At 44.0% G+C, this 14,773-nt stretch carries 13 protein-coding genes and 1 tRNA gene; 10 read left to right on the forward strand and 4 right to left on the reverse strand.

The window, feature by feature from the left end; translation table 11 throughout:
- Nucleotides 1-71: 71 nt before the first annotated feature.
- Nucleotides 72-1,016 (forward strand): LysR family transcriptional regulator, encoded by a 945-nt coding sequence (locus KIV41_RS16660; protein ID WP_010446893.1) that lies wholly within the window; start codon nt 72-74, stop codon nt 1,014-1,016.
- Nucleotides 1,017-1,251: 235 nt separating this feature from the next.
- Nucleotides 1,252-2,451 (forward strand): NupC/NupG family nucleoside CNT transporter, encoded by a 1,200-nt coding sequence (locus KIV41_RS16665; protein ID WP_071235582.1) that lies wholly within the window; start codon nt 1,252-1,254, stop codon nt 2,449-2,451.
- Nucleotides 2,452-2,980: 529 nt separating this feature from the next.
- Here KIV41_RS16665 and folD read toward each other — a convergent pair.
- A complete protein-coding gene (gene folD, locus KIV41_RS16670; RefSeq protein ID WP_010446897.1) occupies nt 2,981-3,841 on the reverse strand; it encodes a bifunctional methylenetetrahydrofolate dehydrogenase/methenyltetrahydrofolate cyclohydrolase FolD in 861 nt (286 codons plus the stop codon).
- Between the two features lie 204 nt (nt 3,842-4,045).
- Here folD and KIV41_RS16675 point away from each other — a divergent pair.
- The 7 genes from KIV41_RS16675 (at nt 4,046) to KIV41_RS16705 (ending at nt 9,757) form a co-directional block, all read left to right on the forward strand.
- Nucleotides 4,046-4,122 (forward strand) — tRNA-Arg (locus KIV41_RS16675).
- A gap of 160 nt (nt 4,123-4,282) precedes the next feature.
- On the forward strand, nt 4,283-5,974 hold the full coding sequence (locus tag KIV41_RS16680; RefSeq protein ID WP_285337036.1) for a class I SAM-dependent methyltransferase: 1,692 nt from the start codon (nt 4,283-4,285) through the stop codon (nt 5,972-5,974).
- A 6-nt stretch (nt 5,975-5,980) separates the two neighbouring features.
- Nucleotides 5,981-6,397 (forward strand): DUF5991 domain-containing protein, encoded by a 417-nt coding sequence (locus tag KIV41_RS16685; RefSeq protein WP_285337037.1) that lies wholly within the window; start codon nt 5,981-5,983, stop codon nt 6,395-6,397.
- Between the two features lie 231 nt (nt 6,398-6,628).
- Nucleotides 6,629-7,375: a hypothetical protein gene (locus KIV41_RS16690; protein ID WP_138955993.1), complete on the forward strand. Its 747-nt coding sequence runs from the start codon at nt 6,629-6,631 to the stop codon at nt 7,373-7,375.
- A gap of 152 nt (nt 7,376-7,527) precedes the next feature.
- Entirely contained in the window at nt 7,528-8,145 is a 618-nt protein-coding gene (locus KIV41_RS16695) for a hypothetical protein (protein WP_285337038.1), read from the forward strand.
- 44 nt (nt 8,146-8,189) lie between these two features.
- Nucleotides 8,190-8,555, forward strand: a complete 366-nt coding sequence (locus KIV41_RS16700) for a hypothetical protein (RefSeq protein WP_285337039.1) — start codon at nt 8,190-8,192, stop codon at nt 8,553-8,555.
- A 113-nt stretch (nt 8,556-8,668) separates the two neighbouring features.
- Nucleotides 8,669-9,757: a hypothetical protein gene (locus KIV41_RS16705; RefSeq protein ID WP_285337040.1), complete on the forward strand. Its 1,089-nt coding sequence runs from the start codon at nt 8,669-8,671 to the stop codon at nt 9,755-9,757.
- Between the two features lie 68 nt (nt 9,758-9,825).
- On the opposite strand, the gene KIV41_RS16710 is transcribed toward KIV41_RS16705, so the two are convergent.
- The 3 genes from KIV41_RS16710 to KIV41_RS16720 are packed head-to-tail and all read right to left on the reverse strand — an operon-like array spanning nt 9,826 to nt 12,686.
- Complete coding sequence (locus tag KIV41_RS16710) at nt 9,826-10,122, reverse strand: PAAR domain-containing protein (RefSeq protein ID WP_010446907.1); 297 nt, start codon at nt 10,120-10,122, stop codon at nt 9,826-9,828.
- A gap of 9 nt (nt 10,123-10,131) precedes the next feature.
- On the reverse strand, nt 10,132-10,695 hold the full coding sequence (locus KIV41_RS16715; protein ID WP_285337041.1) for a Twin-arginine translocation pathway signal: 564 nt from the start codon (nt 10,693-10,695) through the stop codon (nt 10,132-10,134).
- Nucleotides 10,695-12,686 (reverse strand): type VI secretion system Vgr family protein, encoded by a 1,992-nt coding sequence (locus KIV41_RS16720; protein ID WP_285337042.1) that lies wholly within the window; start codon nt 12,684-12,686, stop codon nt 10,695-10,697. Before KIV41_RS16720 ends, KIV41_RS16715 begins: the two co-directional genes overlap by 1 nt.
- Before the next feature lie 686 nt (nt 12,687-13,372).
- Here KIV41_RS16720 and KIV41_RS16725 point away from each other — a divergent pair.
- On the forward strand, nt 13,373-14,764 hold the full coding sequence (locus KIV41_RS16725) for an ImpA family type VI secretion system protein (RefSeq protein WP_285337043.1): 1,392 nt from the start codon (nt 13,373-13,375) through the stop codon (nt 14,762-14,764).
- The last annotated feature ends 9 nt before the right edge of the window (nt 14,765-14,773 follow it).

The raw sequence follows: 14,773 nt of genomic DNA on the forward strand, positions 1-14,773 counted from the left end.
TCTAATTAATCAGTGAATATGAAAGGGGCTCTTCGGAGCCCTTTGTTTTCTCAAATTTTATCGAGGTTTGCGTGTTATCTGAACGTGCTGCACAAATGGTGATCTTCTCTGCGTTGATCAAACATAAGAACTTTACCGCCGCGGCTAAGAGCCTAGGTGTGTCCGTGTCTCACGTCAGTAAGCAGCTCAGTCAACTAGAGGCATCTCTAGGCATTAAGCTTGTGCAACGCACCACACGTAGCTTCACCCCGACGGAGGCTGGACGAACTTTTTATCACCATTGTGAGCAAGTTTTACAAGCGGTGAAAAGCGCCACGCTCGAAATGGAAAGCCAAAGAGATGAAGTGGCGGGCCTCGTCCGATTGGGACTATCGCAGTCATTTGGCACCTTACATATTATTCCTGCGATTCAAGAATTGCGAGAACAGTACCCACAGTTACAAGTAGAAGTTCACCTATTTGATTACAAAGTGGATATGTTAGATGAGGGGTTAGACCTGTGGATCACCAATAATGAGCGCCTACCAGAAGGCTACATTGCACAGCGATTAACAGATTGCCAGTTTATTGTAGCTGCCTCACCAGAATACTTGTTAAAGCACACCACACCCACGGAACCCAATGAGCTCTCTCAACACAATTGTTTGATATATAGAAGTTGGGAGCGTGACTACACCAGTTGGGCTTTCACTAAAGGCGAGCAAGAGCTTAACGTCAAAGTATCAGGCAACTACTCGGTTGACTTAGCAGAAGCGGTTCGTGATGCTGCGATATCGGGGTGGGGGATTGCCTACTTAGCCACTTATCTGCTTGGTGATGAGTTCCGAACCGGTAAGTTGATTCAGCTGTTACCAGACTGGAAAGCAAGTCAATCAATGCCGTTTTATGCGGTCTACCCAAGCCGTCAACACATGCCGAAAAAGATCTCCGCAGTGATCGATTTTATTAAGCAAAGGATTGGCACGCCTTGTCACTGGGATCAGAAATTAGCACCATACATCTCTTTACCAAAGTAGCGGCTACAGAAGGTGATTTAAGTCACAAAATTTTTCTGGTTTCAGAAACATCTTTTCCAAATGGAAATAATATAAAGAGGCAAACGTTTAAGTTTAATTATTTCAATTGGTTATATTTGTGGTTAAATAGTAATCAGGCTGACTTTTCACACTGTTAACATACCCAACTTGCAGCTTTTTCTTCTCTCTATAGAATCCGACGCCTTTCCTATCCCCCTTTTGTCGGAACCACTTTATGAACTCAATTATTGGTATCGTAGCCATTCTATTCGTAGCATGGCTGCTTTCTACAAACAGAAAAAATATCAAGCTCAGAACGGTATCTTTAGCGTTTGCTCTTCAAGTGCTGTTTGCACTACTAGTGCTGTATGTACCAGCAGGCAGAGAAGCGTTAAGTTCGGTAAGTGGCGTCGTCTCTAAACTGATCAACTATGGCCAAGAAGGTATCGCATTTCTTTTTGGTAATCTTGCTACTGGCGGATTCACGTTTGCGATTAATGTCCTTGGCATCATCGTCTTCTTCTCTTCATTAATCTCTGGTTTGTATCATTTAGGGGTAATGCCGAGAGTCATCAACTTCATTGGTGGTGGTATCCAAAAGCTATTGGGTATTGGCCGTGCTGAATCGCTTTCTGCAACCGCGAACATTTTTGTGGGCACGATTGAAGCTCCTTTGATGGTGAAGCCATACCTAAAGCACATGACGGATTCTCAGTTCTTCGCGGTAATGACGGGTGGTTTGGCTTCTGTTGCTGGTGGTACTTTGGTTGGTTACGCTTCTTTAGGGGTGGATTTAAACTACTTGATAGCTGCGGCATTTATGTCTGCACCTGCTGGTCTTTTGATGGCGAAAATGCTGATGCCAGAAGATGAGGTAAAAGCACCAGATATCGATATCAGCCAAGTAGAGATCCCGCGTGCAACTAACGTGGTAGAAGCTTTGGCGGATGGTGCCATGGCAGGTGTCAGTATTGCTATCTCTGTTGGTGGCACTTTGCTGGCATTCATCAGTGTGATTGCTCTACTTAATGGTGTGCTAGGCTGGGTTGGTGATTGGTTTGGTGTTCAACTGAGTTTTGAATTAGTCCTTGGTTACGTGTTTGCTCCTGTCGCTTGGTTGCTTGGTATTCCTTGGAATGAGGCCATCACTGCAGGCTCATTAATCGGTAACAAAATCGTAGTGAACGAGTTTGTCGCTTTCATTCAATTGGCTGACGTGAAGTCTCAACTGAGTGCCCATTCACAAGCGATTGTGACTTTTGCTCTGTGTGGCTTTGCTAACATCTCAAGCATGGCAATGCTAATTGGTGGCCTAGGTTCACTTGTTCCTGAGAAGCGCGCTTTCGTATCTAAACACGGTTTCCGAGCAATTATTGCTGGTGTGATGGCTAACCTGATGAGTGCATCAATCGCTGGCGTGATTTTGAGTTTATAACAGAACCCCTCTCTAACCCTCCCCTTCGAAAGGGGAGGGAAATAGGCTCGAGTGCGCTGATTGTGAAGCGTCAATCGACAGCTAATATAATTTCTGTGGCGATTGCATTAGTTGAATCGAACTCATTCCAGTCCTACCCCTTTCCAAAGGGGAGTTAGAGGGGGTTATTACTCCGAACTAAATCCAGCTTTGGCATTTGGATAAGTCAGGAAACAAAAAGCGAATGCAGCCCAGTCCTCCCCCTTTCCAAGGGGGAGCTAGAGGGGGTTGTTGCTCCGAACTGAATCCAGCTTCGGCATTCGAATAAGTCAGAAAACAAAAAGCGATCTCAGTCCAGTCCTCCCCATTTTCAAGGGGGAGTTAGAGTGGGTTGTTACTCCGAACTAAATCCGGTTTCGATATTTGAATAAGTCAGCGAACTAAAAGCGATCTCAGTCCGGTCCTCCCCATTTTCAAGGGGGAGTTAGAGGGGGTTATTACTTCAAACAAAAAGGGCTCCTTGCGGAGCCCTTTCAGTATCGGTAATTCTTTATTTCTTAGTATGGAACTGCTCGCAAGCCAGCATCGTGTTCTCAATTAGGCTTGCTACCGTCATTGGGCCAACGCCGCCCGGTACTGGTGTAATGAAGCTCGCATTCTCACGTGCTTTATCGTATTCCACGTCACCCACTAGCTTGCCAGATTCAAGACGGTTGATGCCCACATCGACCACAACCGCGCCTTTCTTAATCCACTCACCAGGAATGAAGTTTGGTTTACCAACTGCAACCACAACTAGATCAGCTTGGCGGACATGGCCTTCTAGGTCTTTTGTGAAGCGGTGACAAGTCGTTGTTGTACAACCAGCAAGAAGCAGCTCAAGCGTCATTGGGCGGCCAACGATGTTCGATGCGCCAACCACAACCGCATGCTTACCACGTAGCTCAATGTTGTAACGGTCGAGAAGAGTGATGATGCCTTTTGGTGTACAAGAGCGAAGCTTAGGAATGCGCTGCGCTAGACGGCCCACATTGTAAGGGTGGAAGCCATCTACGTCTTTTTCTGGGTGAATACGCTCAAGAACGTGTGTTGCATCGATGCCAGCAGGAAGTGGCAACTGAACAAGAATGCCATCGATTTCTGCATCGTTGTTCAACTCATCAATCAGAGCCAACAACTCTTCTTCTGATGAAGTTGCAGGAAGGTCAAAAGACTTAGATACAAAGCCAACTTCTTCACACGCACGGCGTTTACTGCCAACGTATACCTGAGATGCTGGGTCTTCGCCAACTAAAACCACTGCCAATCCTGGCGCACGTAGTCCTGCTTCTTTGCGAGCTTTCACTCGAGCCGCAACTTCCGAACGAACAGTTTGGGAGATAAGGGTTCCATCAATATTTTGAGCAGTCATGACTTTCCTTAATAAATTGAGAAGGCAAATTAATCGCTGCGCATTGTCGCAGAAAAACTGTGAGACATCCATACGCAAACGTTTGCTTTGTGGTGTTTTTGAACATTTCTCATTTCAATGCCCTTTTTTTAGGCACTCAGATCAGAATGTTATGAAAACCCGTTGATTTAAGCGTTTGAACTCGTATAATCCTGTCCCTGTAGCGCGCCCTTAGCTCAGCTGGATAGAGCACGTCCCTTCTAAGGATGTGGTCATAGGTTCGAATCCTATAGGGCGTGCCATTTATTTAGAAACCCCGATAGCTCCTCGAGTTATCGGGGTTTTGTCGTTTTGGACTTCAGAATTTCTAACGCAACGTCTCCTACAACTTCTGCACTACCTGCTAGTCTTTGCAATCAATAGCACTTACTATGTGTTCACTTCAATTGCAGCCTTATCTTTATGTCCTCAACTTCTAATTTCTATAACCAAAATGCGAGCTCATTAGCGGAGCAATACAACTCGACGACGTTTGAGAACGTTCATGCGAGCTGGCAGGCTTTTTGGCCTCATGCTGGCGATCGGGTATTGGATGTGGGAGCGGGGTCTGGGCGAGATGCAAAATGGATGATGGAACAAGGCTGTGAGGTAATTGCTCTTGAGCCTGCTGTATCTCTACTAGAGCTTGGTAAAGTTAAGACGGGTGATTTGGTTACTTGGCTTGATGATGCCTTGCCTGCACTTGAGAAAACTACCAATTTAGGGCTTCGTTTTGATCTGATATTAGTGAGTGCGGTTTGGATGCATCTTGCTACTTCTCATCGTGAGCGTGCTTTCCGTAAGCTCTCTAATCTGCTTGCGCCTAATGGTCGATTGGTCATAAGTCTTCGCTATGGAGAGTTCACTGATGGTCGCACGGCTTACCCTGTCTCCGTTCAAGAGTTAGAACAGCTGGCAAAGAACAGTGCGCTTATGGTTAGGCATGTTTCTGAAAGCGACGATCAGCTTAAGCGTGATGATGTTCATTGGCAGACGGTTGTCATGTCACTTCCCGATGATGGCTCCGGTGATCTCAACAAGGTTCGCCATATCATCGTAAACGACTCTAAATCGGCTACTTATAAACTGGCATTGCTACGAACCTTACTACGAATTGCAGATGCACATTCTGGAGCCGTTATTGATCGTACAGACGGGAAAGTCGCGATCCCTCTTGGTTTAGTTGGCCTGTATTGGATCCGTCAGTTCAAACGCCTCATCGATAAAGAAAACATCCAACAGAATTCTAATGCATCAAAGGGCCTCGGATTCATCAAGCCTGATGGTTGGGACAAGCTATCTCATTTAAGCCCGGATGATTTAGCAATTGGTACTATGTTTGTTGGTGATGATGCGGCTGCTTTAGATAAAGCGATTAAAGACAGTTTGAAAACCATCAAAGATGGCCCAGTTACCTACACATACCAAGGTGACAAATCGAATCCATATTTTGAAATGGTACGTTCATCGAAAAAGCATAAAGGTACTATTGTTGTTGATGGTGCATTCCTTGAAAGCTATGGCCAATTTATTCTGGATGAGAGCTTGTGGGACTGCTTTAGGCTTTATCATTCGTGGATTGAGCCGCTGGTGGTCAATCAATGGATTCTTGAGATGCAGCGGTTTAGCTCAAACCAACAACGAGCAATTGCCCTGCAAACATACCACGACTGTTTGGTTTGGATTGATAAAGATCACGACACTCGCGCGGTACGTAAGCGGGTAGAGCAGTTGCGTTCGAATCACTCAGAGATCATCAGTGTTTGGAGTGGGAGCAAGCTTCGCAACGAATACCATGTTGACCATTGCTTGCCGTTCGCCTACTGGCCGAACAACGATAAATGGAATCTGTTGCCAACATCTAAAACTGAAAACCTCAACAAGCGCGATCGGCTGCCAGCGGTCTATCGGTTGAATGCGTCGAAACAACGTATTTTGGATTGGTGGGAGTTGGCGTGGGGAGAGTCAGAGACACTGAGCCAGTCATTCTTTACAGAAGCAGCGCTGTCTTTACCCAATGTGCCAGCTTCCTGCCAAGACTTTGAGCATGTATTTGAGGCAATGGGATTACAGATTCGTGGTGTGAAAAGTCGCCTTTGTATTGCAGAGTGTTAACTGAGTATGAACGGATTATTAAGCACGCTTTTATTGAGTTTTGCTGCATCGGCTTCGTTACCACCTTCTTGGGATGGCAATTACCGATGTGAGTTAAACTTAGGGGAGAATGCAGCAGGTCAGAGTACATGGGCGGAATACGAACTGAGCATTTCGAAAGATTCTTGTTCTCTTGATGCAAAAGGTTTTCAGTTGGATGAGTCGATTGTGTGTTCGACGAAAGCTCAAGGCGATCGTTTAGATGTGCGGTTTAAATCCTACTCCAATGGGGAGCTCATTAACCTGTTTGGTGTTCAAGTTTACAGGGTTAAGGAGACACTATTCTCGTTGGAGAGGGGACAAAAAGGTCTCTTAACGCATTGGTTGTCGTACTGGCCTGGAGAGCCCGCACCGAAGTCTCAATCGTGTTTTAAGAGAAAATAATGTTTCAATTCTCCCTCATTACCAGCACTTTCTCCCGCCGGAATTGTTGCGGTATTGAGCATTATTGCCGGAATCTTTGTTGGGGTTAGAGCGGGAAGATAAATGGTACTTAAAAATGTGACAACAATTGCATATTAGATTGCATGAATAAAGTATAACACTGGCTTTATATCATTATAAATCATGGGTTTATTTTGATTTTGGTTTTATGTTCAGACTTTGAGATTATTTATGAGCAAAAATGTCGCATTACTGGTTGCCGAAGCCCCTTGGTTTTCTTTTAAATCGAACCACGATCAGGCAAGCAGCTTGCCTTTTTTTGAAGGCGTGAAAAGGTTGGTTAATGATGGTACCGATAAGCCACAACTTAATATCTATCATTGCAACTACTACGATAATAAATCCCTTGAGCAAGCGCTAAACCATCTAGTGGATACCAGAGAAGACATTCAGATCTTATATATTGGTGGGCATGGCGATGGTAAACGCGTAGCCAATGCAACAATTAAAAAAACGACCGATCTTATTCGCGAAAGAGGGAAGAAATTAAAAGGCTTGATAGTGAGTTCTTGCATGGCAGGTTTAACAGATTCGATAGCGGAAGCAACTCGCTATGGAATTGATTGTTCCAATAACTCAGTAGAGTGGGTTAACGGGCCAAACTGGATTGTGACGTATAAGCACTCTGTCGGTTGGTTCCAGTCCGCGATGCTAGAAACGGCAATACTTAAAGAATTTACTGAGCATTACCATCATGAAGGCAAGCTCAACTCAAAAGAGAAAATTCTGCAGTGTTTAGAAGCTGCGTTGATGCCTTTTGATTTGCACCAAGATGGCTTTGCAACGGACAAAAACAATCAACCTCAACCTATAGGTGATACATTGCGTGTATGGGTTCGCGCGCAAGGTGCAAGTTATCCTACAGAAGTCACTGAAGAGCTTTTTGAATCAATGGGTTACCAAATTAAGATGACTTGAGTTTACGCCAAAATCGTAAGATTTTTAGATTTGATTCGTGTATAAGGCATATTCGTAGCATTCGCTACACCATCCTTTCATAAAAGACAGAGACCTCACTCGATTTCGGGTGAGGTCTTTTTCGATCCAAAAATTCAATAAAGGAAATAATTATGGCTGTTATTACACGACACACGATCACGCCTGAAAAACTGACTTTCAAGCAATTAGCAAAGGTGATTTTACTGTTTAAAGGAATCTCTCCGGAATACAAAGAGGAGTGTTGCCCTAGTTTCAAAATTCGTGAAACTGCTATCCAACAGCTAATTGGGCAATCTCTATCGTTGGAAAACCGCGCAGATTTAGTCAGGGAGTTCAACCTATTGGGGGGGGAAGTTGCCATTAACCCTGAATATTGGTTGGTGTTTACAGTGCCAAATGTCCATAACTGGCATGAAGTTGGACAATGGCTACCGTACAGCGTGACTGAGAACTTCCAGCGCGGCATTGCTCCTTGCTCACGAGACTTGTGCCAAAAGTTGGGCATATCTGTGAATGAAGTTGCTAAGTTCTATGGCTACAGCGAGGAAAAGATTCGTGATGAGCTAGTTTGTGAGGCCTATGACTGTGCAGATGAAGAAACACAAGAAGAGTTTGATGAAACAGGTGATGAGTCCCTGTTCGATATCGAAGAAGGTACGCAGTTACCGATAGATACCTTTTCATATTGGCAGTATCTAGACTTCTATTTGGCCACTAAGGGCTTAAACAGAAAAGCGCCATTGTTCTAATTGTCGATAGCCCCGCTAGTCGGGGCTTATTGTGGAGATAAGCGATGAGCATTAATCACATATTGGGTATTCCAGAAGAAGTAAAACACCATTTGGAGAATATAAATGCGATGTTTGAGCAAGGAAAGTACAACGCTGAGTACTTACATGAACAGGTTTTGATACTGGAGTGGCAGTTGGAGTTGCTCGCTATCAGTCATTTAGCTCGTGATCTTCAGTTGCTGCCAAGTAACAAACGATCGATGAAAAGAGAGCAACTTATCAGGCGATTGCTATTGATGCGTCGGCAGATCGAAGACGTCATTCAAAACAATAAATGGACGGCGGTAACACTCGCATCGGATATATGCAGGTTGTTAGCGAAGTTAGCAATAGAGCTAAGAGAAAGTCCGTCAGCATTTACCAAATAGGTGATTGTATATTCAACTGTCCGATTACTTTTAATTGTTTGAATTACCGAAGAAATTATTTTTGTAAATAAAAATGATTTGGTTTATCGTTTTCCTTTTTCAAGGATGAAGTAATGAAGCTCAATGGACTACTCTCTTACAGAATTTTGACCACCTTTCTTGCTGGGGCTGTCTTACAAGGATGCGAATATTTACCTCACTCAGCCAAGGTTGATTTAACTCCAGAGCAAATAGAAAAGGTGATCGAAAAGGCGCAACCTGCGAACTCTGCCATCATGCGAGCTTTTGCGACGCATCAGGTTGTTGGGTTGGGAGATTATCATTGGAATGATGCTTTTATTTTTCAAGCGATTGAGCTGATCCGTGATCCTGAGTTCGCTAAAGAAGTGCAGCATGTTGTGGTGGAATTTGGTAACGCCAAACATCAGGAACTTCTCAACCAATACCTTCGTGGTGAGGACGTGCCGGATTATGAGTTGCAACAAGTGGTGCGTGACTCTATTTATTTTATGGCCTGGACTCCTGAAGTGTATCTAAGCTTTTTTAAAGCAGTAAGAGAGCAAAATAAAACCCTACCTTTAGAACAACAGATTATTGTCCACTTAGCTGAAGCGCCATTTGATTGGACGACAGTTAAGAGTGAAAAGACTTGGAAGAAAGTGGCTAAATCTAAAACGGATTACTTCTACAAGGTGACAGAGGAGATCCTCAATAAGGGAGATAAAGCGTTACTTATTTTTGGTGCATTCCACTTAGTCCAAGCCCCCGCTCAATATGTGACAGAAAATAGCGAGGCAATGTGGCCTTTGGCAACTCGTTTAGAGACGCATTTTCCAGAGCAAGTGTATTTAGTTTGGCCAATGACAGAACCCGTTGTGCTAGATCGTTTTTCAGGTGCTTCTTCGCCATCCATCTTACCTGTATCAACAACGCCATTGGCATCGACTCGCTTCATTGATCTATTGCCTAAATCTCGCTTCAAGTTAGCAGACATGGGGGAGATGAACGCTAAAACGGGCGAACTGTTCGATGCTTTTTTGTATGTTAGTGAAAACAAACGTAGCGAAGTGTTCCCTAAAGCCATGATGGAAGATAAAGCTTGGCTTGATGAAATGGACCGTCGATTAGAGATTATCGGTGGGAAGATGCAAGAAAAGTTTGTGTCTATCAAAGAGCAAAGTGAAGCGCATTATGGGCTCTAAGCTCGACTTGTAAGGTCTGATATGAATTGAAACAGCCTCCAAAACTGGAGGCTGTTTTAGTAATAATACTATCCACCAATCAACACGGTTGGCATCCCCATCACTATGGTTCCGCCATGGGCAGTGAGATCGCCCATGCGCGCCGCGGGCTTATTGTTAATCAGCACGGTTGCACTTCCTTTAACTACGCTATCTGGTGGGCCAACACAAACACATATCTGCCCTAGAGTGGCGGCTGGTAGGTTACCGATCAATACTGTTGTTGGTAGAGGGAGCAATGGCCCGCCTACGTGAGGGATTGGCACCACTGCTGGTGTTTGCATCGGACACATGTGCATGTCTGTTGCTCTGGCTGCTGGTAGCATGTTCTTTCCCTATTGTTGCCCGTTTCCGCCAGAGGCGATGTTTAGACCCATTTCTACAAACTGTTGATAGCGTTCTTTCGCCTCTTCACCGTCAGGTAAAACGGCTGAAAGGTTAATGCTTCCTGCAACCGCTTGCGCGTACAAGTATGGGGGAGGGGGAACGGCAGGATCCTCTGGCTTAATCATACTGCCACCACTCCAAAAAGCCGCTTGAGCTGCCCAGCCTGCACCGGTTTCTAATCCTGCTTTATCTGCCATTTGTTCTGCAAATCGGCGGCTTGTTTCATCAGGTGTATAAACCCAAGCCTTTGCTGCGCGAATGGCATTGGCTTCGTCTTCTTTCCAGTGATGCAGAGATACGGCGCAGGTTACGCTCCACCAAATGGATTCACGAACTGGGAGAGCATGCGCAAGAAAAGTCACTGTATCGGCAAACAGCTCTTCTTCCATCGCCACAGAAATCAAATCGATAGGCGTAGTGTTCGCGTCTGCTAACTCTGCGAATGCGGCATTTGGCTCGTAGACACTCAAGATGTCTTGCGCGGATTGGTGAGGAACCTTTATCAACATCATCAATTTACCTTTGTAATTGCGCCTTGAATTTGCACCATGGCCCCGGCTTTTATTTGTGTCATGGCACTGCCGTTAACCGACACTAACGCTGCTTTTACATCGGCCTTACCTTGGCCTTCAATATTGATCATTGCGGCTTTCATCTCTGCTTTTGCTTTACCTGAAACTGAGACTTGAGGAGCGTCGATCTTAATACCACTAGCGCTGATCTCGATTTTACTCGCGCCCACTTTGAGTTCGATCTTCGATTTACCGCAGATCGATACTTGGTTGCCATCAACGCTGACTGTCGATTTAGCCGCAATATTGATGTTGGAAGCGGCACTGAGGTTTAGATCTTTATCACTGTCACCCGTCCAGTTGTCTTTACTTTTGGCGGTAAGCGTTTTTTCACTTTCGACTTGTATGTCTTCTTTAACGTTTAGGGTGGCACTCTTCTCAACTTGGGTCTTTTTCATGCCTTTAATCGTTGACTGGCTGTCGTTATTTACGTCCAGCAGCCAATCTTTTTCAGCATGTAAATACACTTGTTCTTTGTCTTTTTGATCTTCAAAACGCAGTTCGTTTCCTTGCTTGCTGCTGCCCTTAGGCGTTGAACGAGTTTTGATGCCATTTTGAGTATCCGAGCTGTAAGGCGCTGCGCTGTTCTTGTTGTATAAAGAGCCGGTCACGATAGGGCGATTGGGATCACCATCAATGTACTGAACGATCACTTCATCACCAATGCGTGGTGTGAACTGAGAACCGAACCCCTTACTGGCGAACCCTTGCGAAACTGGCAACCAACATGAACTGTTCTCGTCATTTTTGCCGCCTCTATCCCAGTGAAATTGCACTTTTACTCGACCCAATTTATCTCGGTAAATATCTTCTCCCTTAGGCCCGGTCACGGTTGCGGTATGCAAGCTATGGACACGCGGTTTATCTAGTATTTCTGGACGAAAGACCAGTGACGAAGGGATGCAAGAAAACTGATTCTGATAAGCGACATCGTTGTTCGACTCTTCTCTGGATATGCGGTGTGATAGATGAGTGACGATGTACTCTTGGTTCATTGAACCGAGAGGATGGTTCGTTAGTTCAAATTTATAGCCACAAGCAAGCGTCGCTAAATTCGATGATGAGTGAGAGGCTGACTTCTTAAGATCTAACGCTTCCATATGCATTTTTGCAGCGTCACGGACTTCATTTTTATTTTCGTGACCAAATGCAAAGAGTTCTTGCGTCAATGAAGCTGACGCGTAACTTTCGGTGCTTTTTCGGGTGCCGCTATCAAAAAATTCAGCCAGATCTTGAGTATGATCGGCGACAGATACCTTTCCGCTGCCAACATGGTGTGATTGGCTCCACGTTGTTAGTACGTGCTGCTGATTGTTGCCACCTATTTGATAGCTTAACTTTGGATCAGATATTTTCTCAAATCGTTGATTCGAATCGCCAATGCAGATTGTCGACTTATTAGATTGGTGGCGTACGTGGTAGTGCCAACCTTCGCTTGCTAACAAGCGCTGTATAAAAGCTTGGTCGGTTTCATCAAGTTGAACACAATACTCATGCTTTTTCCCGTTTCCGGAAAGGGAAAAGTGAAAATAGCTTTTGAGATCAGCTTGTTCTAGCAGCTTTTCAATGATCTGTTTCGTCGTCATGTTTTGAAAAATCTGACGACTGCGTTTGTATTGCAGCAAGCTAAGCGGATCCAATATCTCTACTTGATAATAAAACTGGTGCTTGTCTTTGCTATATCCAGTGAATTGCAGAGTGCTACATATGCCTGAAAAAAAGCGCTTTCCAGAATCAAACTCATAAGACACACAAACGGCTTTGCCTAGGTTTTTGGTATCGATCTCCATGTTGGCTGCGATGGAAACGGAAAACTGACAACCGCCGGATACGCTTTCTTCCCCAATTAATTGGGTAACGATATAACTTTTGTTATCTGAAAGCTTAATGGTGAGGGAGCGGGTTTGGTGCTTTAATTCGTTACTGCTCATATTCACTTAATTCACTATTAAATAAACAGTTCTAAAAGGCTGTTTATTGGATGAACATTCGAAATTATTACATAATAATTGATATTATTATTACTTGATGTATTGGTATCAACTTTCATGCTCTGTACATTTAATCTATTTCGAGTTAGAGCTTAATTCAAGGTAATTTGTTTATTTAATTATTATCTGAATAAGATGTAATCGATTACTTTGCGGTTATTTTTAATCTCAAATTTGTTTCATTTTTAAGACGCTGCGCTTGGGCGTTCATGTTTTTATGATGGCTATATCTTTGAGGGGATATTTAAGACATTGTTAATATATAAACCCTCATTGTGCTTTATTTATTTTAATTTAAATTAAATCAGTAACTTATCGAATTTCATTTCTTTTTGTAGTGCTATTTTTAAGAGGTTGGATGACCTAAAAATCACCTAAATATGGCGTGAATAGGTCTTTCTATAATTCATCTCAAAGATATACTCTTGGCAATTAATAAATGTGTCACTTCGTATGAGACAATATTAGTAAAATGTTATTTTTGCTGCGCAAATAAGAATTTGGCAGGTTGAACTAACTCAATACCTCTACCGTTTTTCCTTATCTAAAAATACAGAAAATAGCGATTGAACTTAATTAGCACTTAAGCGAATAGTCGGCTGATTAACCCAATAGAGCAGGAACCTATGCCTTTTTCAAAGCATCAAATTGAGCAACTTTCTACACCTCTGAGTGATGATTCTATCTGTGGCGTTTACCTTAAACTGGATAAAGGTGCTTTTCGCCCATTACGTAATGAATTTAATGTCGCGCAAACAGCGCTGCGTAAGCTAAGTCAAAACCCCAGTGCTGACGAGAAAGACGCGTTACAAGAGGTATGTCTAAATAGCTGGAAGACTCTTTCAGACAGCTTGTTCGAACAGTTTTCAAATACAACCAGAGATATCGAGCTCATCTCATGGTTTGTTGCCGCTCAATTCCTTCTCGATACCACGTTAGAAAGTGCTGCGAATAGCCTTGAGTGGTTAGCCGACTTAAGTGAGAAGTACTGGGATCACCTCAACCCTGTACTGCCAGTTGAAAAGCTCAAATCTGATGATGATAAGGGCAAAGACAGAGAGCAAGCTGATGCGAAAGTTAAAGCATTTTTCCAATTAGTTGGTGATAGCGAGGAAAGCTCGATTCTCTATGCACCGATGCTGCAACTGCCCTTAGTTGGGGACGTAACGTTTTTTGATTTTCAAAGTGCAGAGAGAAAAGGCGAAATTAGCCAACTGAAATCTACGCTTACCACCACGGTGGCTCAAGAGCGTTCCGCGATTCAATTCAAGATGGAAAATGCCAAACGTTGTATCTCCCAGTTGGAGCGTTTGTCTGCGTTAGTGAGCACTCATTGTCAGTCTGTAGGCAGTCAAAGTACCAACTTTGGATTTGCGAAGTCACTGCTTACCCGCGTTGAAAACGCTTTGGTTCATTTAAGCGGAATTAAGTTGGCCCCGAAAGCGGAGACCAAGGCAGTAGAGCAAGAGGTTGCCGAAAGTTCAGTTTCTGAAGGTCATCAGCCAAGCGATATGGATGCAAAACAGATAGAGCCAATACCTATGGCATCGGAGCAGGCTCAGACCGTAAGCCAACACTTACACGCAGGAAATCTCTCTGAACTGGGTAACTTAAACAACATGAACCGAGACTTAGCTTTCCATTTGCTGAGAGAAGTCTCTGATTATTTTCGCCAGAGCGAACCGCATAGCCCAATTTCATTCTTGTTAGAAAAAGCGATTCGATGGGGATATTTATCCTTACCAGAGTTGCTGCAAGAAATGATGTCGGAACAAAACGGTGACGCTCTTAGTACGATTTTTAATGCCGCCGGATTGAATCATCTCGATCAGGTTTTGCTGCCGGAGGTGAGTACTCCAACGGTGGACATTGAAAGCCCCCAGACACCTCAAGCGACGCCTCCCGTTTCGGAGCCGCCAAGTGTCGAAGAGCATGTATCTCAGACTTCCCCTGTAGATACCCAATCTAAGCAAGATGAAAAACCACAATCATCCGCTACGTCGGCTCTGAGTTGGTAATTGTGTTTA

The organism is Vibrio sp. D401a, assembly GCF_030248515.1.
GTDB lineage: Bacteria > Pseudomonadota > Gammaproteobacteria > Enterobacterales > Vibrionaceae > Vibrio > Vibrio rotiferianus.

Excerpts from the sequence above, each read along its gene's own strand:
- KIV41_RS16665 (WP_071235582.1), top strand. The coding sequence starts at position 1,252 with ATGAACTCAATTATTGGTATCGTAGCCATTCTATTCGTAGCATGGCTG.
- folD (WP_010446897.1), bottom strand. The coding sequence starts at position 3,841 with ATGACTGCTCAAAATATTGATGGAACCCTTATCTCCCAAACTGTTCGT.
- KIV41_RS16680 (WP_285337036.1), top strand. The coding sequence starts at position 4,283 with ATGTCCTCAACTTCTAATTTCTATAACCAAAATGCGAGCTCATTAGCG.
- KIV41_RS16685 (WP_285337037.1), top strand. The coding sequence starts at position 5,981 with ATGAACGGATTATTAAGCACGCTTTTATTGAGTTTTGCTGCATCGGCT.
- KIV41_RS16690 (WP_138955993.1), top strand. The coding sequence starts at position 6,629 with ATGAGCAAAAATGTCGCATTACTGGTTGCCGAAGCCCCTTGGTTTTCT.
- KIV41_RS16695 (WP_285337038.1), top strand. The coding sequence starts at position 7,528 with ATGGCTGTTATTACACGACACACGATCACGCCTGAAAAACTGACTTTC.
- KIV41_RS16700 (WP_285337039.1), top strand. The coding sequence starts at position 8,190 with ATGAGCATTAATCACATATTGGGTATTCCAGAAGAAGTAAAACACCAT.
- KIV41_RS16705 (WP_285337040.1), top strand. The coding sequence starts at position 8,669 with ATGAAGCTCAATGGACTACTCTCTTACAGAATTTTGACCACCTTTCTT.
- KIV41_RS16710 (WP_010446907.1), bottom strand. The coding sequence starts at position 10,122 with ATGCTACCAGCAGCCAGAGCAACAGACATGCACATGTGTCCGATGCAA.
- KIV41_RS16715 (WP_285337041.1), bottom strand. The coding sequence starts at position 10,695 with ATGATGTTGATAAAGGTTCCTCACCAATCCGCGCAAGACATCTTGAGT.
- KIV41_RS16720 (WP_285337042.1), bottom strand. The coding sequence starts at position 12,686 with ATGAGCAGTAACGAATTAAAGCACCAAACCCGCTCCCTCACCATTAAG.
- KIV41_RS16725 (WP_285337043.1), top strand. The coding sequence starts at position 13,373 with ATGCCTTTTTCAAAGCATCAAATTGAGCAACTTTCTACACCTCTGAGT.